We start from the raw sequence: 22,686 nt of genomic DNA, 5'->3' as shown, positions 1-22,686 counted from the left end.
ATGACCAACGCCTCAGAAACTTGAAAACTCACGGCGTGCTATCAGCGAACGTCATACCCCAACATAAACAACGAACGCTCCAACATGCTTAATGTCACCGTGTAACTCTGCGCGTCGAGAACTTTGCCCGTAGTCCACAGCAAGCGGCTACTCATCCGCACAAGCTCAGCCCACTCCCTGTTGCGTGCAGGAATGTCGCTGGAGGTGGTATAGAGGTTTGTGAAAATGAAGAGGTCTTGCGAAGGATTTCTCGTTTCATCCTTCTGGTTCGCGGTCTTGGTATTCGGGCCCCAGCGAAATGCCAAATCCGTAGGAACCGTGCGCTCAGCATTTGCCAAAAGCCAAGTGCGCGCCAACAACCCCAATGCCGCACCCACACGACCGTCATAAATAATCAAGCTGTCCGGCGCCGCTGCGGCATAGATCTTGGTCATCGCTGAATTCATCAACAGTGTTTTTCCGTTGAAATCGTCCAGCGGGTCTGCACATGCGCGGTCAAGCAACTTAACGGCCCTGCGGATTGAACGGCACAAGGTCTTGGCTGCCGCCTGCAACTCGACCCACTGCAAAGAAGCATCGTCCGCCTTTCGAGCAACGCCACCCCAGGCAAAGATCGCCTTGCACGCGACCAACGCCGCGGCTTCATCATTGTTCTCCAGACTCTTGCGCAGCTCAGCTGCAATACTCGCAAAATCATGCGGGGCAGCCTTTTCACGCCAGCAATAGTGCTGGTTCGCTTGGCTTAAGCTCTGGCACCACCAATCGCTGGCGCCATGCCGAGCTCTCCAGTCTTTCCAGGAATGGTGCCTACTGACCTTGTAGCGATGCGAAAACGAACCTGCTGCACCTGTCCATAAACCGCTCAGATACTGAGCAAAATCAAATTGCCTGGCAGTGAGCAAACCCTTCCCGACTCGTCGTACCGGGTTCGAAAATGAAAGATCATTGGCTGCGAGAGGCGTCACGAGCCAGACAGCATTAGGCGTCGATGTGCGAATATCGACCACGCCGAGTGCTTGCAGAATTGGCAGTACGTAATTGATGTTTCGCGGGCCGTACGCCCCGCTCAACGTGACTCTACTGGCACGACAGAGCGGGCCGGATAGCGCCGGGTCATTGTTTGACTTGATCAGGCACGGACTTTCAATCCCATGGCTGTGTTGGTGAAGGTAATTCAGCGCCGCTTCGAACGCCGATCTGAGCAGGACGTGGCGCTTGGAGGCGACCAATACGATCACCCGGTCATCGGCGAAACCTTCAACGATGTATTCACTGCGTTGGGACGGAGTCCGAAGTCGACTCAGCTCTCCCATGCGCGACCAGGCACGAGAAATCGTTTGCACCACCCTCTGCGTCATGCTGATTCCTTTCGATCTCAAAGCTGCTCGCGACTGACTGAAACTGGCTGGCCGATCCATCTCCAAGATCGCCAATATGATGTCGAAAAGGCGCACGAAGGTGCTCCCTTTCCCATGATTCCACTTCAGTCTGCTTTGGCAGCGGCGTCCGATTATGCACAGGAAGACATCGAAATGCCATCACGCCAGACACCGACCAAAGTTCTATCGACGCGGCCGAAACCCAATCAGAAACGGCCCTGATTGGCTTACCGTACGAGTTTCAACGGGTGCGCCAAAAGATGCAGTGGCGCAAGGGTTAATGGCACAGTAACCAACGCTTTGACGAATACTCACTTTCAACTCACCGGCACCGCAAACACCGCACTGGCCCGCGCAACCGTTCGCTCCCCAACATGCAAACTAACGGCAGCAAACGCCAGTTGACGTCCCTTTTTCGAATGCTCCAAACGCACTTCCAGCCACTCATTCATTTTTACCGCGCCGAGATAATCCAGAGTCATGCTCGCGGTGATCAATGGCTGCGGAGGGTCGCTGGAAAACGCCATGGCATAACCCATCCCGACATCGGCCAATGTCGCCAATACACCACCATGCAAGGTGCCACGGCCATTGGCATGGCGTGAGTCAGTCAACAATCCCAGTTCCAATTGCAGCCCACTGCCTCGCGCGTAGATCGGGCCCAGCAAATCAAGCAACGGACTGCTGCGGGTAAACGGGTTGAAACCTTCAGGAATTGGCGTGGCGTTCATGATCCCTCCTGGTGCCGGTGACTCACCGGCTTCATTGACCTTGACAGGAGGGTTTATTGGCAACCGCGCAATGGAGCAAGAACTATACGTATGCGGAATCTGCAGTGATCAACTGTCGAAGCAGACCGACCGATCATCCCGTGGATGCCAGATCTGCACGCTCCATCATTCGGACACTGGCAAACGTCGATTCATTGCGCGCTTGGTCGAGCGTCGTCAGCGGTTTGGTCACTGACCGTGGCGATGCCGATTTACGGCTCATTTCAGAACCTGATCGCTCGTCGCTCGGAGGTACGCCAAAGTGCTCGCGATAGCATTTGGAGAAATGCGGCGTGGAGACGAAACCGCAGACATACGCCAGCTCAACGATCGACAAGGAGGTTTGCTTGAGCAGTTGTCGCGCGCGAATAAGCCGCAACCTCAAGTAGTAGCGCGACGGCGTGCATTGCAGGTACTTCTGAAACAACCGCTCCAACTGCCGCCGTGACAGATCCACGTATTCGGCCAGGTTGTTCAGGTCGATCGGCTCTTCAAGATTGGCTTCCATCAACGCAACGACTTCTTGCAGCTTGGGCTGGTGCGTGCCGACCACATGCTTGAGCGGCACGCGCTGATGATCCTGCTCGTTGCGGATGCGCTCGTAGACAAACATCTCGGAGATGGCGGTGGCCAGTTCACGACCATGATCGCGCGCAATCAGGTGCAGCATCATGTCCAGCGGCGCGGTGCCGCCGGAGCTGGTGAAACGGTTGCGATCGAGGGTAAAGAGGCTGGTGCTGACGCTCACGCGCGGGAAAGCTTCCTGCATGGCCGCCAGAAATTCCCAGTGCACGCTGCACTCGTAACCGTCGAGCAACCCGGCCTTGGCCAGCGCCCAACTGCCGGTGCAGACCCCGCCCAAGCGTTTCGATTGCCGCGCCAAGGCTTGCAGCCAGGTCGTGTGCTCGCGGGTAATTGCGCTCTGGATGCCGACACCACCGCAGACGATGACCGTGTCCGCCACGGAGGGATTACTCCACGAGCCATCCGGGGTGATTGGCACGCCATCACTGGCCCAGACCGCCGCGCCATTGGCGCTGAAGGTGTGCCAGCGATACAGCGTTCGCCCGGTCAGTTGATTGGCCATGCGCAATGGCTCGACGGCGGACGCCAGCGACATGAGGGTGAATTTGTCTAACAGCAGAAACCCGACGGATTGCGTCGCACCGTCGGCCACGGCGGAGATCGATGACATCATGTCCTCATAAGAATCGGTCTGAGACGCAGGCGTCTGTCATTCCCTTCGGCTTTCGCGAAGGGAGTATCAGGTTCGGCGCAACCGCCTACCCCACCGACGTAACCCTCGCCGCCGGCGCAGGATGCCGCGACGTCAACAGGCCAATAAAGGAAATCGCCAGCGCCAGGCCAATAGTTGTGGTGACTTCGGTGCGATGTTCAGGAGTGATCATCATCACCGCCAGCGCTGCGCAGATGAACACAATCACCAGCCACGTCAGCCACGGAAACAGCCACATGCGAAAAGTCAGCTCGACGTTGCGCTGGCGCAGTATCCGCCGCATGCGCAACTGCGACACCGCGATCGCGAGGTATACCAGCAAGGCAATCGCCCCGGAGCTGGCCAGCAGGAATTGAAACAGCCCGGCAGGCATGAAATAGCTCCACACGGTAATTGACGCACCGATCACGGTGCTGGCGATGACCGCTGCGCGCGGTACACCTTCCGAGGATGTCGCCTTGAGCATCTTCGGCGCATCGCCACGCCGGCCCAGCGAGTACAACATCCGTGAGGCAATGTAGATCGAGGAGTTCATGCAACTGGCCACGGCAATCAGCACGACGACGTCGACCATGAACTTGGCGTGAGGAATGTTCATGATTTCCAGGGCGCGCTGATAAGAGCCGACCGAAGCGAGCAACGGATCATTCCACGGCACCACGGAGATCACCACGAAGATCGACAGCAGGTAAAACACGCCAATACGCCAGATCACCGAGCGCGTGGCCTTGGCAATGTTGCGCGACGGATCATTCGATTCGGCGGCGGCGATGGTCACCGCTTCGGTTCCGATGAAGCTGAACATGATGGTGATGAACGCGCCGACCACCGCTGACAAGCCGTTGGGCGCAAATCCGCCGTGCTCGGCCATCAGCCCGCTCAAGCCGCTGACTTCCCTGTCGGGAATCCAGCCCATCAGCACAGCAAAACCGACACCGATGAAACCGATGATCGCCACGACCTTGGCCATGGCGAACCAGAATTCGAATTCACCGTACTTGGACACGCTGAACAGGTTGGTCACCACCAGCGCAATGATCGAGCCCAACGCGAACAGCCAGGCATCAACCTGCGGAAACCATTGGTTAAGCACATGCCCGGCCGCCAGCGCTTCGATAGGAATGACCAGAACCCAGAACCACCAGTACAGCCAGCCAATGGTGAAGCCCGCCCAGCGCCCGATGGCCTGGTCGGCATAGGTCGAGAACGACCCGGTGTCGGGATTGGCCACCGCCATCTCGCCGAGCATGCGCATGACCAGCACGACGAGCAAACCGGAGAACAGATAAGCCAACAGAACCGCCGGCCCCGCCGCCGCAATGGCATGTCCTGAGCCTACGAACAATCCGGCGCCGATAATCCCGGCGATGGACAGCATGGTGACGTGACGAGGCTTGAAGCCCTGCGCCAATTGGCTACTCGAATCCGTTGAGTTCGGGCTGATCATTGGTTTTTTTGTTCTCTGCTGATCGACATTTAAGCGAGTTGACTCCGGCAAACGAGCACGATCGTTGCCTGCTGAACTTCCCGAAAGAAGCCCGTTCAACCGCCGCAGTTCTTATTAACCCCATGATCTGGATGGGGTTATTTTGACGTGAAGACGCGTCACCTTACCGGGATTGTCCGACAATCCAGTAGCCTGAGTGCGCCATGGTTGTGTCTGATATCGACATGCGGAGACCGGATGGTCGATATAGATATCCATCAGTCAGCGAGCAGTCTCTGAATAGCTTTCGGGTTCGTTGAGCCTGCTGGTCTGATAGCATCCTTGCTAGCCGAACCCACTCTGCGAGTCAGTTACTACGACAATGGCCATTCTCTACCCTCCTCGATCCTTGCTTGCCAAAGAGCGGCTCGACTATTGGAGCGAGGTAGTGTGCGCCACCTACGGCCTGACCACCCAGCGCACGCTGTCCGACACGCAATTCGATGGTCGCCTCAGCGCTAACACGCTAGGCGATATTCTGCTGACGCACATCTCATCGGCGCCCATCGAATACGAAAGCAGACAGACAGATTCAGGCGTTGAGCAGTTTTTTCTTTGCCTCACCCTCAGCACAGAAGCCGAACTGGAGCAACGCGGGCGACGATCGGTACAGGCTCGCGGCGATATCGTGCTGTTCAACAGTGCCGAACCCTACCGGTGCCGTTTCCCCAAGGGAGACGATCAGATCGTCATTGCGATCCCCCGCGAACGATTGATCCAGCACTTGCCCAGACCCGAAGCCCTGGTCAGTCGCACGCTCGACAGCCATTCGGCACTGGCAAGACTGGCCGGCAACATGATGGTTGAAGTGCTCGATACCGGCCCTCAGCAAACCCGTGCCGGCGAACGCTTGAGTGGCGCGTTGCTGGAAGTGCTGGCCACAGCTTTCGAAGGCGCGTTCGACCTCGCGGATCTTGGCCATTCCAGCCGTCATGACGCGCAACTGATGAAAGCCAAAGACTTCTTGCTGGCCAACCTTAAGGACACCGGGCTGGACCTCGCGGCCATCGCACAAGCCATTCATGTCTCCCCGCGCGCACTCAGCCGCCTGTTCGCCATGGAGGGCACAACGGCCACTCGCTGGCTGTGGCAGCAACGTCTTCAGGCTTGCCGGACGGCGCTGATGAAAGGCCCGTCTCGCAGCGTCAGCGAAGTCGCACTCTGCTTTGGTTTCACCAACATGGCGCACTTCAGCCGCGCCTTCAAAAGCGCTTTTGGCGTTTCACCCAGCGTCTTTTCGAAACAGCAATGACCGCTTGGCCAGTCAGGCGAAGTGTCTGGCCAGTTCAGCAAAGCGCACGATAGCGGTCATCGTCACCATGACACGGCTTAAGCGCGTCTCGAATCGCGCCAGGCCACCGGCACCGTACTTTTTCGCCTCTGAGCCGTCTGCTCGCCCCCATCAGGAATCTCGGCATGACCCCTTCGAACGATAAAACCCTGCGCCTGCTTTTCCCCCAATGGCAGGGTGGCAACAACCCGCCTTATCATTTCGGCGCGCAACTGTTGGCCTGGCTGGCACCCGATCCGCACGGGCCGGTGGCTGAGGTGCCGGTCGCAATGCCAAGTGACGAGCCATTACCGATGGAGAGCGGGATCCGCGGGCGTAGCGCGTTGTTGCAACAACTGCACAGTGCGCGGGCGATTATCGATGAGCATGCACCGGATCGGATGGTCATTCTCGGCGGTGATTGTCTGGTGGATCTCGCACCGTTCGCCTACCTCAACGAGCGCTATGCCGGCGACCTTGCCGTGCTCTGGGTCGATGCACACCCCGACGTGTTAACGCCTGCGGACTTCGCCAATGCCCACGCCATGGTGCTGGGCAATCTGCTGGGCGAAGGTGATGCGGACTTTGCTGCTGCAGTCAAATGTCCGCTGAAACCGGCAAACGTGATGTATGCCGGTATGATGGAAACAATGCCTGTGGAAACCGCTCTGATTGAACGCCCGGGACTGCAACATGCCAGCCCCGCGCAATTGGCCCACAGCAGCGAACCGGTGCTGAAATGGTTCCGTTCTACCGGTGCGAAACACTTGGCCATTCACTTGGATCTGGATGTACTGGATCCGAACGGTTTCCGCTCGCTGCTGTTCGCCAATCCAGAAGCGCCACCGGGAACGTTTGACGGCGTCGCCCAAGGCAAGATGTCCATCGCCCATGTGGTGCGGCTGCTGGCAGACATTGCCAGCATTGCTGACGTTGTAGGCATCGGCATCGCCGAACACCTGCCGTGGGATGCACTGGCGTTGAAAAACATGTTGGCGCGTCTTCCGCTGCTCGCTACTGTCTGAGCCACACACCGGTGATAGCGTTTGGTGCCGCTCCTCAAACGCCACCTCGGGCCTGACAGACCTAGAAAAGCCCTGGCACCCGATGAACCTGTAGCGCTGCAACTTCGTCCGGTTTTCATCGGGCTAAGTTGTTTTCACCGTTTACCGGTTCATTTCGGGACAACGGCTACCTTTCCTCCTTTACATGGAACGACGGTCGCTCCGTGTTCTCTACCGCTGAACCTACAGCGGAGGGATTGACCATGATTGCCCCTGAAACCGGTATGAAAGCGGGTGAGCGTTACAGCATTGAAAGCGTCGAGCGCGCGCCGCAGTTTTCTGGCTTTTTCCTCGACGGCAAGTATTACCTGGGCCCCGAGTTGCAGACGGCCGTGGGCTGGCTCGAAGGGCAGAACTTCTTCTATGACCAACTCGACCCCAATGGCGAACCGGTTTATCCAGACAGAATCGTCGGCACGATCACCGCGCGGACACTGGAACTGTCAGATGGCCTGCGTCTGAGCATCGAGGAAATGCCGTTTCAGGCAGAAGCCGTTTCACCATTGCGTACGTTTGACGAAGCGACCGTTGAAACCCGACCACTGGCGATATCGCAGCGGCATACAGCATCAGGCTTGCGCCAGCCGATGCAACCTTCGGCACTGCTGGTTGCAGGCGCCGCACTGCTGGTCGGGCTGTGCCTGTTGGCGATCAATCGTTCTGGCCGTCGAGTCAAATAGGCTCTGCACGATCTGGGCGGTGACCGCTTTTCGTCACGGCCCACGATCAAAGGCTGATCACAGCGCTTGCCTCGCGCATGAAGATTTCCACGGTTTTCGGACCGATGCCGTCGAACTCTGCCAGCCGTTTCTCAAACGCCTGGCGATCAGCGCTGGCCTCGACCATATGGCTGACCTTGCCCGCGTATTCGTCGTTCAACCGGCGTGCCAAGGCGTGCAGCCGTACGGCGGTGGTCTCGTCGTAACGCACGTAGTGCGCCTCACCGAGCATCGCGACCAGTTCAAGATGGCTACACGCGGCCAGTTTGCGCGGTGTATCGCGCCCGTGTTTATCAGCGATCACCCGATAGGCTTCGGCGGCGATTTCGGCCTGTATCCGCTTGCCCATCAGGAAACTGGCGAGCAGCCATTTGAACAGTGCAGCGTCATCGTTGTGTTTGAGCTGAATGTTCAAATCCTCGGCACTGATCGTCTTGTTCACCGGGTACCTCCGGGGTTGAAATCGAGGGGATTTTTCCTGTTCTGTCTGCTTGGCAAAGGCTTGATCTTTAGGCCTCCGCCGGTTCCAACCGTTCAAAGCAAAACAATTGTCAGCAGCCTGAAACAAACCCCGAAAATCCTTTGAATTTTTTTCGACGGCAAAACTCATTTGCGTATGAGCGTAAGGAGGAACGCATGAGCAACGTCGACATCTTCGTCATCGAATACAAACTTCACGGCCAGCCAAAATCATTCGTCATCCGCGCAAAAACCATGCGCAATGTTGACGCATGGCATTGGGCGAGTTGCGATGCCGGCATCGCGCCGATTCCCAAACCCGGCAAGCCACCGTTGAAAGTCATCTCTAAACCCCAGGCCGAGCGGTATGGCATCACCGAGGTCAAATGGCGCGAAACGGCAACGGTGGACTGGATGGAGGCTTAGTCATGCTCAAACAGATCGGCAATACGTTGATCCGCCGTGACCATCGAGCCAGCTGCCATTGCGGCGCCGTCATTCTCGAAATCCACCTGCCCGACGGCCTGCCGGCGCCGCATCGCTGCGACTGCTCCTTCTGCAAACGCCGTGGCGCAGTCGTTGCGGCAGTGCCGGCGGCGGACCTGAAAGTGATCCGTGGCCAGTCTGCGCTGTTGAAGTACAGCTTTGGCCAGCAAGTGGCCGAGCACTTTTTCTGCGGTAACTGCGGCATCTACACCCATCATCGACGCAGTACCAATCCGCATGAATTCGGCTTCAATGTCGGCTGCCTTGAGGGGATCAATCCTTATGATCTGGGTGAAGTGCCGGTGGCGGATGGCGGGGCTTGGCAGTCGCCGTGAGGGCGAATGAGCACTGGCGAGCGCATCAAGGCTCGCCAGCGGCTCAATGAGCAAGATCAGCTTTTCCGAAAGAAACCTGCCTTACGGCACTTTCAGATCAAGCAACTCACCGCCCTCCTTGCTCAGACGCTCCAGATACGCACCGGCCTCGAGCAACTGATAAGGGAAGTAAAGACCTGCCGTAGTGGGCGCTCGACCATCGAGGCCGAGCAGTCGCTCCAGCAGCATCGCGATACTCAACCCCGTGAGCGCGGCGGCGCCCGCCGGATGCACGAGGGCATGCCGAGTGTGCAACGGTCGCCCCTGGCGATCCTCGCCAACCATTTCGATAAGGATCTCAGTCGACATCGGCCGCCCCGCGCGTCGCGAAGAACTGACCCCGCTGGCGAGATTGAACTGCACATTCGGCGCATCGGTGGCGGCCGCCAGCCCAGTGACGTCGATGGACGAGAAACCGCTGGCTTGCATCGGCGTACCGTCCAGCGCGCGGAAGCTGACGTTCTTGTCCTCCCCTTCGCGCCAGATGTACTCCCCGTCGCGCCGGGTCAGGGCGGCCGGCAGCATCTTGTTCAGGTGTTCGAAATCCTTGGCCACGGTCGGCCCGCCACCGTCCTCTTCGTCGACCAGCGCATCAATACGGATATCGCGCACTCGGGCAAACGCTTCGGCAAGGTGCAATGTCGCCACGGTCGTCGCGCCCACCATCCATTCGTAACCCAGCACGATAGGCGCCGCGTCAGGGCGATGGATGAAACTGGCGATTTGCGGCGCAATTTCGAACACGCCAGAAGAAATGCTCAGGTGCGGAATCTTGCGCTGCTGCGCAAAACGTAGCCCGGCAAGAGAATGATCCATGTAGAAAACCGCCACGGCGCTGACCGGGCGATCGCCCAACCCCAAGTCTTCGGCAGCAGGATCAATGACCACGCCCTGCGCCCCGCCCATTTCCTCTGCCGCTTGTTGAGCCTTGGCCAGGTCACGGCCGCCGATCAGTAAAGGGACCTCGGGGTGAGCGGCGCGTATGGCTTTGGCAGAATGGTGGCCGATGGCGCCGGAACCGCCCAGAAACAAAATCGGATGAACTGACATGGGTATCCTTCCTCGTCTTTTTGGGTTGCAACCTAGTGTTGATGCGCTCCCCGACGTGAGGGTTCCAAGCCTTTGCGTGAACTGCAGGGTGGACCGACGAATGTCATTTTGAACGGCGTGTTGATGATGCGTGTTTAGGAGTTTTTCGTGGCTGTTTAAAAGACACGTCGCGTTACCTGCTTAAGGCTACAACGTCTTGCGCCGTTGCCTACGACTACGCCAGAATCCGCCGGCTTGTGCGTCTGGGGCGCGGGTTTTATCGTTCCTGGGTCACTGAAAAACAGTGATGGGGTTTGGTAGCCCGCTTCCATATGACGCATAACGTCACCGTGCGCAGATGCTTTTTCAGCATTTGTTTTATGGTGGCCATGCGCAGGGCGTCTTCGGGCGCGCCGGATTTTCCATATGGGCCGGTCTACCAACCTTCGTATGGCCACCACCTTTCGTTTGGTAGCGAGGGTGATGGCTCCTTAAGTCCCATATGGAGCTTCATCTATGTTCAAACCAACGCCGAATCCACCAGAAACCGATCCAGTCTCACCCTACAAATTCCCGGATTCCCGAACACTCAACGACGCAGCAGAACGAGCACTCGATTACTACCTCACCCCGACTCAACGCATCATGGGCAGCGACAAAAAACACGCGCCCATGTTTCTGGCCAATTCCGACTACGACAGCGAGTCCTTGCTGGTTAACGCCAGCGAATCCCTCGGCTCAGCCACCGAAATGCTCTGCAACTTCGCCGCCCTCCTTGACCCAGGCCACCGCAAAACTGCGCTGGGGATTGCGCAAGTGGTGATGCTGGGGGAATTGGCGGTGAATCGAGCGCTGGATAATGTTGTGCCGGTGGATTGATAGGTAATCCCTTTGTGGCTGTGGTGTGGCTGCTGTCACAAAGGGATCAAGATTGCATCGGGTGTCTGCTTTCGGCCAGAAGCGCCCGGTCTGCCTGATAAATAAATCTGTCCCCATTCCACACGGCAATGAGTTCCGCTTCCTTGAACCATGAAGGCAATGTGATAGCATGGGTTCGCCCCCCGGAGAGGGGGAATTTTTCTACATCCCGCAAGGAATATGCCCCTGTGAAAGACTTCGTCATCAGCGTCAACAACACCGTCCTCTATCTGTCCCTGGCGTTCATCTGGCTGGTCGCTATCGTCGCGATTTTCACCAGCGGGTTCCTCCCGGCGCTGGGTATCTTCGTGGCCGGCACCCTGTGCTGGTGCATCATTTCCGGCTTCTGGTTCGTCCAGTCGGCGACCTACGAAGAACTGCGCAAGCTGAACGCAAACAAAGGCTGAAACGTCAGGGTGGAGCAGTAAGTGCCCCGCCCTACCCTGAGCGCTTGGTTCCGTGCCGAGCGCTCTCGCCCACTGCGAATGACTCGCATAAATCCCGCATTCTCCGAAATCCTGAAATTCCCGCAATTCCCTAGCCCCGAGCGCAGAGAAAAACCTGTAATCCACCCACAAACCATCGTAATTTACCCGCCATAACTACAAGGTCGTTTGGGGATACACGTGGGAGCCTACCGTCTGCTATTGGCCGTTATGGTCGCCGTTTCGCATCTGGGCAAGATGTTCATGGGGTTCAACCCGGGTGTGGTTGCTGTGATTTCCTTCCTGCTCATCAGCGGTTTCGTCATGACTTCTCTGATCGAGCGCAACTACAAGGCGCCCGAAAAGGTCGGTCTGTTCTACCTGGACCGGGCCTTGCGCCTTTATCCGCAGTTCCTGTTCTACTTCGTCGTTTCTTGTGCGGTGATCTACTTCCTGCTGCCCGGTACGCCGCAAGCGGCCGAATTAACCGTCAAAAACATCGCCGCGAGCCTGGCCATCGTGCCCCTCGGGTTCTATATGTTTGGTGCATCCGGAATCTGGATTTTGCCACCGGCGTGGTCGCTCGGCCTTGAGATGTGCTTCTACCTGGTGATCCCGTTCCTGCTCATCTACCGAGCACGCGGTGTGGCTTTCGCCTTGTCCGTCGCGGTCTTCATCCCCGCGTGTCTTGGACTCATCAACACCGACTTTTACGGCTACCGTTTGTTGCCGGGTGTCCTGTTCATCTTCCTGTGCGGCAGCTATCTCTACAAACCACAGGCGAAGGGTTTAGCGATTGCTGGTGGTACCGCTGTGGCGGCGGCGTTAATCTTTGTAGCGATCATGGCGGGATGGATCGAACGCCGACCGTTCAACGCCGAAGTGGCCGCAGGCATTGCCGTGGGCATCCCCGTAGTGTTCTTGCTGACGAAGCTCAAGTTTCACCGGATTGACGAATTCCTGGGCAACATCAGCTACGGCGTATTCCTCAATCACTTCGTGGTGTTCTACTTCCTGCACGGTCTCTCGCCGATTACTTCATTCGACTGGCACAAGATTGCAACGGTGTTGGTGCTGTCGTTCTTGCTGAGTGGTGTTTCGTATTACTGCGTCGAACGGCCGGCGTTGAAGCTTCGGCATGCGCTGCGGGCGGGAGTGAAGCATCGCGTCGGTGAAGTGCGCGGTGGTGAAAGAGCGGTGTGACGGCAACAGGAGACAGATCACGCCTCTAAACGTGGTCTGTCCTTTGTCCACAGGCGCTCGCCCGGCTCTCGCCGAATACTGGCCATTCGCAGATCGTACTTTCTGAGGCTATGATCGCAGCACTCCAGCCTCTCCCGAACCCAGCCCATGCCCACTCCGAAAACCCGCCCTACCCCCGCCCCGCTCCTCAACCCCGGCGAATCCGTGGTCCTGTTCGACGGCGTCTGCAAACTCTGCAACGGCTGGGCGCGCTTCTTGATTCGTCACGATCATCAGCGTCGCGTACGTTTGGCAGCGGTTCAATCGCCGGAGGGCCAAGCGTTGCTGGCGTGGGCCGGCCTGCCCATAGATCAGTTCGACACCATGGCCGTAATCCGCGACCGCCACTACTGGGAACGCTCCGACGCTTTTCTCGAAGTCATCAGTCAATTACCCGCCCGCTGGCAGCCATTGCGACTGCTGCGCGTCTGCCCGCGAGGCTTGCGCGACTGGGCCTACGACCGCATTGCGCTGAACCGCTATCGCCTGTTCGGCAAGTACGATACCTGCCTGTTGCCAACTCCAGATCATGAACAGCGCTTTCTCAAAGCAACTGTACCTACGCCAGAAAACTGAACAACTGCAGCGGTGTCATCTTCGTCACCATCATCAGCACGATGACAAACATCCCGGCAAAACCGAGCACGCCCATCCATAACCATTGGCGGTACACGCCTTGGTATTGCTCATCCAGGTCGGCCCCCGTCTCGCTCGCACTCGACGCCATTACGTACAAGCGCTTCTGCAGAAGCAACACCGGCAGCCACAGCGAGCCGACGCAGAAGAAGATAATCAGCGAGGTCAGCACCCAGTCGGTACTCATCGACAAACCCGAAAGTCGCATCAACAGATACCCCGTGATGATCTGCACGAAACCGGCCGGTGTGGTGATCCACGTGTCGAAACGCACAACCATGCGCGCGACGTGCGCTATGACCTGCGGGTTGGCGGTACGGCTGGCGGCGATCAGGTAGAGGTAGGAACCCATGCCGAAGCCGAACAGGAAAATCGCGGCGATGATGTGCAAGTACTTCAGGCACAGATAGAGCATGTCAGCGCTGCCCGTCCGAGAAGTGCACGGCCAGGCTCAGGTTGGCCGGGTCGTTGATCGCGGCCATGTATTCGGCGACGCTGATTTCGCCCACGCAAGGCCGGGCACCGGAGGACGGCACGTAGCCTTGCGCCATTTTCGTGGCCAGTGCCACGGCAGCGCAGCTGGGAATCTCGGGGCCTTTGTCATTCAGGGCGGTGAGTTGCGCGGTCATCGACAACGGTTTGCCGTCGACGCCAAGGCCCTGCACGTCGATGTACATTGCACTTTTGCCATCGCCGAAACGCTCGAACCGCGTGCCCAGGCGATGCAATCTTGCAGCCCACAAAGCATGGTCGCGCACCAGCCCGATTTTCAGCGCCTGAGCCAGCAGACCGTTGGCGATGCCGCCGAGTTTGAGACCGGCGCCCGCCTTGAAGCTCAAGGTCTGCGCACCATAACGATTGGCAAAAATATCCATGTCGGGGACATCAACGTTGGCCAGCAATCGGGTACCCATCTGCGGCATTTTGCGCAAGGTCAGGTCCAGCCAGCCGGAGACTTCGTGGACCTTGCCGTTTTTCAGTTGTTTGATCGGTTTGCCGGCGTAAGCGAGTACGCCTTCGATGGTCGACAGCCCCGGCATTTTCGCCGACGAGGAAATGCCATGCTCGATCGAGTCAATGCGCGAAAATCGCAGGCGCTGCTCATCGATGATGGCTGACGACAACGTCGGCACCGAGCTGCAACCACTGAGGATCGCCACACCCGCCTGCTTCGCCCGCGCATCAAGCACGTCGATGCCGTTGACGAACGTGCGGCAGTCCGCCAGGTCGCAATAGTTCACGCCGGCATCGATGCAACTCTGCGCAACGGCATAGGATTGCCCTTGAAACGGCCCGCCGGTGTGTACGACCAACTGAATGTTCAGCGCACGCAAAGCGGCTTCGAACTCCGCACCCATGGCATCGCCGCACCAGCCTTCGCAGACGTTGCCCGATTGACTGTCCAGCTCATCGAGTTTGCGCTGCAATTTGCGCGGATCACGGCCGGAGAGTACCAAGCCGATCTCCGGCATCAGCGCCAGGTGCCGGCAGACGATACTGCCGAAATTTCCGTAACCACCGACCACCATCACCCTGAACGGCATGCAATTCTTCCCTAAGTCATTCCATCAAACAGGCGTGAAGGATATAGGGCCGAGCGTCAGCAAGCCATCCAATGTAGGGTTTGCGGCGTGTACAAAAGCCCTAGAAATTGATCTTGAACCCCAGCATCGCGTCATACCCATGGCTGTCACCGTCGAACCCCTGACGATAGCCGGCCGATGCGGTAAACGTGGTGCGTTGATTGGCCTGGTAATCCACCCCGACATTCACTTCACCCCACGTGCCCTGAATGTCGGATTCGAACGGAATGTACCCCGACTCGGAGGAAAACTCGGTTTTCGGTTGCCCTTTGAACTCATGCCAGATGCTCGGACGGATCCAGCCATTGGTGCGCCGTGCGCTGTTGTCGACGCCCTCGGTGTCCCAGTCCTTGGCGATACGCACGCCGGCGCGGCCAATCAGTGAGTCGACGTCCTTGAAGCGAATCTTCGCGCCGGCGTCATCGCTGCTGTCCAGATCGACGTAACTGTAGATCGCTTGCAATTGCGGCTCGATGTACCAGTCTTTGTCGACCTCGAACGGGTAGCCGTTTTCCAGCGAGGCGGTGTAGCCCCAACCGCGGGTTTTCAGTTTGGCCATGTCGTTGGGTTTGGCTTCGATGTCAAAGCGGTTGACCTGCAACACCCCGTCCAGATACCAGCCGGAGGGGCCGAAGTGCGTCCAGTACGCGCCGACGCCGTACGCACGCAAGGTGTCTTCGCCGGCGGCGCGCCGGGTGTAGTGGCTGACGCCGGCGTCGATGGTGCCGGCGGACAATGACAGCCCGGCCTGCTCGTGACTGCCGTCGGGCCGGTCCTTGCGGTAAAGGTCGGTGCCAACCTGAAATGCCGTCAGGTCATAGTTGTACTCGGGTGTGTTGCCCAAGGCGTTTTTGCGGTCGCCATCCTGTTTGCCGCTGCGGTAGATCACCCGGCCCCAGCCCATCGATGGCGCCAACGTCGATTCGTCTTCCTTGGGCAATGGATCACCGCGATTCAGGCGTTCCTCGCCGACCCGCTCGTGAAGGGTGTCGACCATTGTCCGGCCGTAAACCAGGGCCAGCGCGGGCACGGCACCGTACAGCGACACTTCCGGACGGTAATTGGGTACCGGGGAAGGATCGGGCGTCGGATCGGGATCGGGATCGGGATCAGGATCGGGGCCTGGAGGACCGTCCGGCGGTACCGCGTCCGAGCGCAGATACCAGGTGTCCTTGCCGCTACCGTCCTGGGCACCTTGCTGCAGGCGATATTCGTACGGACCGGCGACAACACGCCGGGCCAGTTGAAAGGCATTGGCGTCGCTCGCGGCTTCGGTCTTGTTGAGCAGTTCGACCACCGCAATACCATTGCCCTGAGTCAGATCGCCCTGGCCGCCGACATTGCTCACGATCACGCCGGTGGCGCCGCCGCTGGCGGTGGTTGTCGAATCCACAACCAGCATGTCCGAGAGGCTGTTCGCGCCACCACCATTCAACGTGGTGTTAAGCAGCAGCCGGCCGCCATTGGACACGAACACCCCGCCGCCATCGGTGCCGACGGTGTTGGCCCCGCTGACCAGCAACACATTGCCGACCGTGTTGCTGCCGGCGGCAAGGTCGAGCGTGCCGCTATGGGTGAATCGGTTTACACCGAGCAACTGGCCCTGTACAGCACCACCCAGCGTCGGCGTATTGGCCGTTTGCCCCAAGGGCAGATAGGCGCCGCTGGCGTTGAAGCTGACGATGCCCGTCGCCGGTTGCGCCGCCAGACGAATCACACCGCTGTTGTCGATGCTGTTGGCGCCCGATGAGCCGAGATCACTGACGGCAACGCCCCAGGTATCGCGACTGCCGCTGGCACTACTGGCGGTGAAATTGCGCAGTGTCCAGGTGCCGCTGTTGGCCACCGTGCTGGCCGCGCTGACGGCATTCATAACGCCGGTTATCTGCCCGGTATTGTTGAGCGCAAACGTCGTGCCCGGTGTGGTCGCATCGGCGCGTACGGCGACATCGCTAAGCGCAGTGATCGCACCCGAGTTGGTCAACGTCTGGCTCGCACCGCCAAGGGCGATGCCGCTGCTATCGGCCCACCCACCCTGAAGCGTGGCGCTGTTACTGACATTGACGCTGCCGCCCTCGGTCAAGGCGTCTATGGCCGACGAGCCAACGCCTCGAGTAGTGATCGCGCCGCTGTTGCTGACGGTCAAATTCGCGGCGCCCGAGGCCTGGGCGAGAATGCCCTGACTGTCGCTGGCACCGAAGGTCTGGATCGCGCCGCTGTTGACCACACTTTGCGCGCCAGTGACCGACAACGTTCGGATACCGCGTTGTTGATTGCCCCGCGCGATCAACTCCCCGCTGTTACTGACACTCAATGTGCCCAGCCCACTGCCTGAGTTGAAGGCATTGCCGGCCAGAATCGCCGCGCCCTGACCGTTGACGTCGATCAGCGGGCCGTTGAACACGACACCCACGTCGCCGCCCAGCGTCAGCGCCTGGATACCAAAAGCACCAATGCCCGTGCCGTCGCCCGAGCCAGCGTTCGAGTGGGTGATGATCGTGCCGCCGGAATTGACGTTGACCGTGCCCGTCGGCGACTGCGTCGAGGCATAGATGCCGTTGGCGTTGCTGTGCAGGGTTTCGATGCGATCGCCACGGTAGTTGACCTGAACATTGCCGCCGGTCGAATCGACCCGTATACCGCCCGCGCCAAACCCGCTGGCGAACAGATCGCCCGAGTAATCAATCAGCACATTGTTGTTTTCGGCGCTGACAATGATCGCGTAGGCCCGGGTGGTGTTGATGTCGCCGAGGACTTTGATATTGCCGCTACCCGTGATCGCGACATCACCGGTACCGCGCTTGATCACGTAGATCGCCCGCGAACCGGCGGTATTGGCCGTGCTGCCGACGTTGATGGCAGCATTGTTCTCGATGCTGATCGAACCGCTGCCGCCGACATTGTCATTGGCATAGATACCGTGGGCGCCGCCACCCGTGGTGGTGATGGCGCCGTCGTTGACGATGGCGATGCTGCCAACGCTGGAAAACGAACGAATGCCGAAACCGTTGAGGCCGCTGGTACTCAGGTTGCCGCTGTTGGTCAGGCGGGTATTGCCTGTGCCGCCCTCGGTGAACAAGCCAAAGGCGTTCATGCCGATGCTTTGCACATTCGCCGCGTTGATCAGTGTGGTGTTGCCATTGACTGCACGGGTATGCACGCCGGCGTGGTTACCAATGCCGGCAGTCGGCAAAGTGTCGTCAATGATCGGAAGACCGGCCGAGAGTGCATCATCGTTGTTGACCAGAATACTCACGCCACTGCCGACGTTGACGTTGGTCTCGCCACTGCCCGTGGCTTTGGTCCAGACGCCGTTGCCGCCGAGCAACGTGATCTGGCCATTGCCCTGATGATTCAGGTTGATCGCCCCGCCGCCGCTGGCGTTGATGTCGATGCCATCGTGTTCATTGCCGACCACGGTATTGAGGATGTTCAGCGTGGTGCCGGCACTCACCGAAAACGTCGACGAGCCAGCGCTGGCATTGGTGATCGCCAGCGCGTCCAGGCCACTGCCGCCGACATTCACCGTGTTGGTCCCGCCATTGACGCTGAGGCTGGCGTTGCCGGTCGCGCCGATGACATTGGCAAACACTGCGTTGGCGGCCGTTGGGGGTGTGCTGTTTACCGTAGTGCCAGTGAGTGTCAGCGTGGTGTTGGCATTGTTGCCACGACTGTTCAACGAGGAACCCGCCGTAGTGGTAATGGTAGTGCCCGACTGCGTGCTGATCGACGCATCGACGCCGGCCGCCGGCAAACAGGTTTGCGAGACGTTGTAGGCACCCGCCGCCAAAGGCCCGCACGCAGCTTGAGCGTCTGCGAGCATCAGGGTGTTGGCCATGGCGACCAGTAAAGCGCTGCGAATGAAATGCGGGGCGTGCCCACCGTGAGGATGGCCGCTGGCACCGTGCATGAGAACCTCCCTGTTCAGCGTACGTGGCGAATCCCTCACGCCTGTCGACGCCGCGCGATATTGCGTTGTGATTACCGCTATAGACCTTAGTAGTTATTTCCAAAGTTGGTAATTCGCGAGTCGAGTACCTGTATCGGCAAGTTGACGAACGGTCATTCGAATGTTCAGATGCCGCCCAGTTTCAGGTGTCCCATGCCGCCGTGCATGGGGTGAAACGGGAAACCGGTACGTTCTTTTCGAACAAGTCCGGTGCTGCCCCCGCAACGGTATGCGCGTGATGCTTTCGATACACCACTGTGGTTAGACGGCCATGGGAAGGTGAAAGCCTCGATACGCGCGAGCCCGGAGACCGGCCTGAATTGCTGTTTGGCAAAATCCTGCGGTGGGCGGGCATGGGCCGGTATTGGCTGTGCGCGATGCCTTCTCTTGCATGCTCTTCTGCGAAGATCCTTTTCGAGAAGACAATGATTCGACCTTTCTACACCTCGGCTCCAAGCCTCTTGTTCGGCTGCCTTTGCAGTCCTCTGTTGCTGGCGGATGACGCGCCACTGCAACTCAATCAGCAAATCGTTTCCGCACCGTCGGTGGAGTCGACCACGGTCGCCGACATGGCGAAGTTCGGCAGCAAGGTCGAGATCGTCAGCCGCGAACAGATCGAGCGCGCCGGCCCCAGTGCCGATGTCAGCCGCGTCATGCAGATGTTCATTCCCGGCCTGTACGTGGCGCCGAAAAACGGTCCCTTCGACTACGGCACTTATTCGCTGCTCGGTGGGCGCAACGACGATACGCTGATCCTGCTCGACGGCGTGCGCCTGAACAATCGCCTGTACGGCGGCCTCTATCTCGATACCCTGCCGGCCAACGCGATCGAGCGCATCGAAGTGCTCAAGGGCGGGCAAAGCCTGTTGTTCGGTACTCAGGCTGTGTCTGGCGTGATCAACATCGTCACCCGCAGCCCGCAATCGCGCAAAGCCGTCGGCGAAGTGAATCTGGGCGTGGACAGCTTTGGCGGTACCACCGAGGATGCGCGGGTCGAGAATATCTTCACTAACGGATTCGGCGACCTGGGTTTGCTGGCGTACGTCAGTCACAACGTCTCCGACGGCTATCAGCCGTATCGCAACCGCGACATGAAAAACGATTCTGGGAAGAACCGTGCCTACGAAGTCACCACCTTCGGCGGCAAGGCGATTCAGTCATTTGGCGATGATGCGCGGCTGGAACTGTTCTACCAATACGCCGACGCCAATCTCGACTTCGCCCGCCCGGTGGACAACCACAAAACCACCAACGACCGCGTGCAGCAAATCGCTACGGCGACCTTCGAGCAAACCCTCAACGAGCGCCTGAGCTACTTCGTCAAAGGCCATATCAACGATTGGGACACGCGCTACACCCGGGTCAACAACGTCAATGGCGGCGGCACCAAGGTCATTAATCACAACGACTATTGGGGCTTCACCGACTGGGGTGTGCAGGCCGAAGGCAAGGCTGAATTGCCCGGCGGCCATGTGCTGGTGTTCGGCAGCGAAAACCAGTGGTTCAAGGGCCAGGACGACGTGCTGATCATCGACAACGATAAGGCCGAAGCCCATGCGTTCTACACGCAACTGCGCCCGCAGATCGACGCCCTGCCCGACTGGCACCCGAGTATTGGCGTGCGTCACGAGGCCATGAACGGCGGCGACAGTGCCACAGTTGGTATGCTCACTTCGCTGTATGACCTCAACGACAACTGGTCGGTGCGCGGTCAATACGGCAGCGCCTACAAACTGCCGAACGCCGAGCAACTGTTCGTCAACGAGCCGGGCGACGAGATCGGCAACCGCAACCTGAAACCGGAAAAAAGCCGCAATACGGAGCTGGGTGTCGACTACAAGGGCCTGCTGCTGGATCGCGAATTCAGCGCCAGCGTGACCCTGTTCAAACGCAAGATCGACGACCTGATCACCCTCGATGACATTCAGTGGGTCAACGGTGAAGGCACGATCCAGATGCGCGGTTTCGAGGCGGACGCGAAACTGGCGCTCAACGATCAGTGGAGTTTGCAAGCGGACATGACCCGCAACCTCACCGAGTCGCGCACCGGTGTAACCATCAACGACATCCCGAGCTTCTTCGCCCGTTCGCGGGTGGGTTATGAATCGGAAAATCGCCTGTGGGGCGTTGGCGGTGCGATCCGTTACATCCGCGATATCAAAAGCTCGAAGCAAGTCGAATACGGCAATTATTCGGTGGTCGACGCCGACGCTTATCGCTACCTCGACAACGCCCACCAACACCGGGTGAGTCTGCTGGTGGAAAACCTCTTCGACCGCGACTACGTCACCAGCCGTTCGAGCAACGTCGACAACCTCGGCCGGCCGTTCACCTCCGAAGTACGCTACACGTACCGCTTCTGATGAGTGAAATCAAAACCGTCGACGGCGTCGATACGCACCCGGACTGGTCGCATGTGCCCGAGCATGCGCGCCATGTGTTCCTCTGCACCGGCCCGCGCTGCACCCAGCGCGGCGCCTTGCAGTTATGGAAAACCCTGCGCCGGCATTTGCTGGCGCACGATCGCATCGAGACGCCGGGCGGCGTCCTCCTGACGCGCACGCACTGCCAGTTTCCGTGCAATCTGGGGCCGATTGTGACGGTGTACCCGGAACGTTGCTGGTATGGCGTGCACAGCCATGAAGAGGTGCAGCGGCTGGTCGAGGGGCATCTGGTGGGCGGTGAAGTGGTCGCGGATTTGCTGGTCAAGGCGCAGGGATGAAATCGATCCTGTTAGCGCTTGGCGCCCTGCTCTGTTCAATGCCGACACTCGCCGACAGCTTCAGTAATTGCGGCGAGGACTGGAACGCCGCTGCGCCTTCGCGCGTCGTCGCGCTCAATCAGCATGCGGCGGATCTCGTCCTGGCGCTGGGTGCCGGGCCAGTGCTGGTTGGCGTGGCGTATCTGGATGACACCGATGCCGGTCAGCGGCCATCCGCGTATTTCGGTGTGCCGGTGATCGCGCGGCAATACCCGGCCAGCGAAGTGCTTTACGCACAGAAACCTGATCTGGTGATTGGCGGGTTCGCCACGGCATTCGGCGACGGTGTGACTTCACGCTCGGGTCTGGCGCGCAATGGCGTCGGCTCTTATCTATTGGAGTCGGCCTGCCACGGGCATTCGCTGGATTACTTCGCGCATGTGCGCAATGACTTGCTGACCTTGGGCAGGCTGCTGCACAAACAGCCACAGGCGCGGCAATTGAGTGAGGCCATGGACGCCGACCTCGCCAGTGCCCGAGCCCTGGCCGGTGCGGGTAAATCGCTGTCGGTGTTCTATCTCGACAACGAAGTCAAAGGCCTCGACAGCGAAGGTCGGCGGGGGTTTGTCACCCCGTTATTGGCCGCTGCCGGGGCACGCAATGTCTTTGCCGACATCAACCTCTATCGAGTCACCGTCAACAGCGAAACCCTGCTGGCCAGCGACCCGGACGTGATTCTGCTGGCCGACGCCGAATGGTCACCCGCCCGTCGCAAACGCTATCTGTTGACCCACGACCCGGTGTTGTCGCAACTGCGCGCGGTGCGCGAAAACCGGATCATCGAAATCCCTTTCACCCACCTGCTTCCGACTTTCAACAGCGGCCGCGTAGCCTTGCAACTGGCGCGGCAGCTCAACGCACTGAAGAAAAATAAATGAACCCGCCGCCCCCCACGCCAC

The 22,686-nt window shown here is 59.1% G+C and carries 21 protein-coding genes and 1 riboswitch; of the genes, 12 read left to right on the top strand and 9 right to left on the bottom strand.

Annotated features, from left to right (window positions below):
* Window positions 1-41: 41 nt before the first annotated feature.
* The 4 genes from PMI23_RS23685 to gabP all read right to left on the bottom strand — a co-directional run bounded on the left by PMI23_RS23685 (window position 42) and on the right by gabP (window position 4,833).
* Window positions 42-1,454: a hypothetical protein gene (locus PMI23_RS23685; protein ID WP_176472281.1), complete on the bottom strand. Its 1,413-nt coding sequence runs from the start codon at window positions 1,452-1,454 to the stop codon at window positions 42-44.
* Window positions 1,455-1,696: 242 nt separating this feature from the next.
* Window positions 1,697-2,110, bottom strand: a complete 414-nt coding sequence (locus PMI23_RS23680; RefSeq protein WP_007916183.1) for a PaaI family thioesterase — start codon at window positions 2,108-2,110, stop codon at window positions 1,697-1,699.
* 133 nt (window positions 2,111-2,243) lie between these two features.
* Window positions 2,244-3,344 (bottom strand): GlxA family transcriptional regulator, encoded by a 1,101-nt coding sequence (locus tag PMI23_RS23675; protein WP_007916182.1) that lies wholly within the window; start codon window positions 3,342-3,344, stop codon window positions 2,244-2,246.
* Between the two features lie 88 nt (window positions 3,345-3,432).
* Window positions 3,433-4,833: a GABA permease gene (gene gabP, locus PMI23_RS23670; RefSeq protein ID WP_007916180.1), complete on the bottom strand. Its 1,401-nt coding sequence runs from the start codon at window positions 4,831-4,833 to the stop codon at window positions 3,433-3,435.
* 427 nt (window positions 4,834-5,260) lie between these two features.
* Between gabP and PMI23_RS23665 the strand changes: the two genes are divergently transcribed.
* The 3 genes from PMI23_RS23665 to PMI23_RS23655 all read left to right on the top strand — a co-directional run bounded on the left by PMI23_RS23665 (window position 5,261) and on the right by PMI23_RS23655 (window position 7,886).
* On the top strand, window positions 5,261-6,124 hold the full coding sequence (locus tag PMI23_RS23665) for a helix-turn-helix domain-containing protein (protein ID WP_238539562.1): 864 nt from the start codon (window positions 5,261-5,263) through the stop codon (window positions 6,122-6,124).
* Between the two features lie 164 nt (window positions 6,125-6,288).
* The gene (locus PMI23_RS23660) at window positions 6,289-7,167 is read left to right on the top strand and encodes an arginase family protein (RefSeq protein WP_007916160.1); all 879 of its coding nucleotides are present in this window, start codon (window positions 6,289-6,291) and stop codon (window positions 7,165-7,167) included.
* A gap of 242 nt (window positions 7,168-7,409) precedes the next feature.
* A complete protein-coding gene (locus tag PMI23_RS23655; RefSeq protein WP_007916159.1) occupies window positions 7,410-7,886 on the top strand; it encodes a hypothetical protein in 477 nt (158 codons plus the stop codon).
* A gap of 46 nt (window positions 7,887-7,932) precedes the next feature.
* On the opposite strand, the gene PMI23_RS23650 is transcribed toward PMI23_RS23655, so the two are convergent.
* The gene (locus PMI23_RS23650) at window positions 7,933-8,367 is read right to left on the bottom strand and encodes a hypothetical protein (RefSeq protein WP_007916158.1); all 435 of its coding nucleotides are present in this window, start codon (window positions 8,365-8,367) and stop codon (window positions 7,933-7,935) included.
* A gap of 194 nt (window positions 8,368-8,561) precedes the next feature.
* On the opposite strand from PMI23_RS23650, the gene PMI23_RS23645 reads away from it, so the two are divergent.
* Window positions 8,562-8,810, top strand: coding sequence for a DUF6555 family protein (locus PMI23_RS23645; protein WP_007916153.1), 249 nt, complete (start codon window positions 8,562-8,564; stop codon window positions 8,808-8,810).
* A 2-nt stretch (window positions 8,811-8,812) separates the two neighbouring features.
* Window positions 8,813-9,205: a GFA family protein gene (locus PMI23_RS23640; protein WP_007916151.1), complete on the top strand. Its 393-nt coding sequence runs from the start codon at window positions 8,813-8,815 to the stop codon at window positions 9,203-9,205.
* Window positions 9,206-9,286: 81 nt separating this feature from the next.
* Here the strand turns inward: PMI23_RS23640 and PMI23_RS23635 are convergent, their stop codons facing one another.
* Complete coding sequence (locus PMI23_RS23635) at window positions 9,287-10,294, bottom strand: hypothetical protein (protein WP_007916149.1); 1,008 nt, start codon at window positions 10,292-10,294, stop codon at window positions 9,287-9,289.
* 495 nt (window positions 10,295-10,789) lie between these two features.
* On the opposite strand from PMI23_RS23635, the gene PMI23_RS23630 reads away from it, so the two are divergent.
* From PMI23_RS23630 to PMI23_RS23615, 4 genes are all read left to right on the top strand, one after another.
* The gene (locus PMI23_RS23630) at window positions 10,790-11,152 is read left to right on the top strand and encodes a DUF6124 family protein (RefSeq protein ID WP_007916147.1); all 363 of its coding nucleotides are present in this window, start codon (window positions 10,790-10,792) and stop codon (window positions 11,150-11,152) included.
* 227 nt (window positions 11,153-11,379) lie between these two features.
* Complete coding sequence (locus tag PMI23_RS23625) at window positions 11,380-11,598, top strand: hypothetical protein (protein ID WP_007916145.1); 219 nt, start codon at window positions 11,380-11,382, stop codon at window positions 11,596-11,598.
* 219 nt (window positions 11,599-11,817) lie between these two features.
* On the top strand, window positions 11,818-12,819 hold the full coding sequence (locus tag PMI23_RS23620; protein WP_007916143.1) for an acyltransferase family protein: 1,002 nt from the start codon (window positions 11,818-11,820) through the stop codon (window positions 12,817-12,819).
* 147 nt (window positions 12,820-12,966) lie between these two features.
* Window positions 12,967-13,434 (top strand): thiol-disulfide oxidoreductase DCC family protein, encoded by a 468-nt coding sequence (locus PMI23_RS23615; RefSeq protein ID WP_007916137.1) that lies wholly within the window; start codon window positions 12,967-12,969, stop codon window positions 13,432-13,434.
* Here PMI23_RS23615 and PMI23_RS23610 read toward each other — a convergent pair.
* The 3 genes from PMI23_RS23610 to PMI23_RS23600 form a co-directional block, all read right to left on the bottom strand.
* Window positions 13,418-13,909, bottom strand: a complete 492-nt coding sequence (locus tag PMI23_RS23610; protein ID WP_007916136.1) for a DUF2269 family protein — start codon at window positions 13,907-13,909, stop codon at window positions 13,418-13,420. The genes PMI23_RS23615 and PMI23_RS23610 overlap by 17 nt on opposite strands.
* A 1-nt stretch (window position 13,910) precedes the next feature.
* Window positions 13,911-15,038, bottom strand: coding sequence for a saccharopine dehydrogenase family protein (locus tag PMI23_RS23605; RefSeq protein ID WP_007916135.1), 1,128 nt, complete (start codon window positions 15,036-15,038; stop codon window positions 13,911-13,913).
* A 100-nt stretch (window positions 15,039-15,138) separates the two neighbouring features.
* Window positions 15,139-18,987 (bottom strand): autotransporter outer membrane beta-barrel domain-containing protein, encoded by a 3,849-nt coding sequence (locus PMI23_RS23600; protein WP_007916134.1) that lies wholly within the window; start codon window positions 18,985-18,987, stop codon window positions 15,139-15,141.
* A gap of 166 nt (window positions 18,988-19,153) precedes the next feature.
* A riboswitch (cobalamin riboswitch) is annotated at window positions 19,154-19,359 on the top strand.
* A 92-nt stretch (window positions 19,360-19,451) separates the two neighbouring features.
* Between PMI23_RS23600 and PMI23_RS23595 the strand changes: the two genes are divergently transcribed.
* The 3 genes from PMI23_RS23595 to PMI23_RS23585 are packed head-to-tail and all read left to right on the top strand — an operon-like array spanning window position 19,452 to window position 22,665.
* Complete coding sequence (locus PMI23_RS23595; protein WP_007916130.1) at window positions 19,452-21,389, top strand: TonB-dependent receptor plug domain-containing protein; 1,938 nt, start codon at window positions 19,452-19,454, stop codon at window positions 21,387-21,389.
* Window positions 21,389-21,748 (top strand): (2Fe-2S) ferredoxin domain-containing protein, encoded by a 360-nt coding sequence (locus PMI23_RS23590; RefSeq protein ID WP_007916129.1) that lies wholly within the window; start codon window positions 21,389-21,391, stop codon window positions 21,746-21,748. Before PMI23_RS23595 ends, PMI23_RS23590 begins: the two co-directional genes overlap by 1 nt.
* Complete coding sequence (locus PMI23_RS23585; protein WP_007916128.1) at window positions 21,745-22,665, top strand: ABC transporter substrate-binding protein; 921 nt, start codon at window positions 21,745-21,747, stop codon at window positions 22,663-22,665. Before PMI23_RS23590 ends, PMI23_RS23585 begins: the two co-directional genes overlap by 4 nt.
* Window positions 22,666-22,686 lie beyond the last annotated feature (21 nt).

This window comes from Pseudomonas sp. GM24 (assembly GCF_000282235.1).
GTDB lineage: Bacteria > Pseudomonadota > Gammaproteobacteria > Pseudomonadales > Pseudomonadaceae > Aquipseudomonas.
Note: the sequence above shows the minus strand (reverse complement) of the source record. Positions and strands in the feature narration are given on the sequence as shown.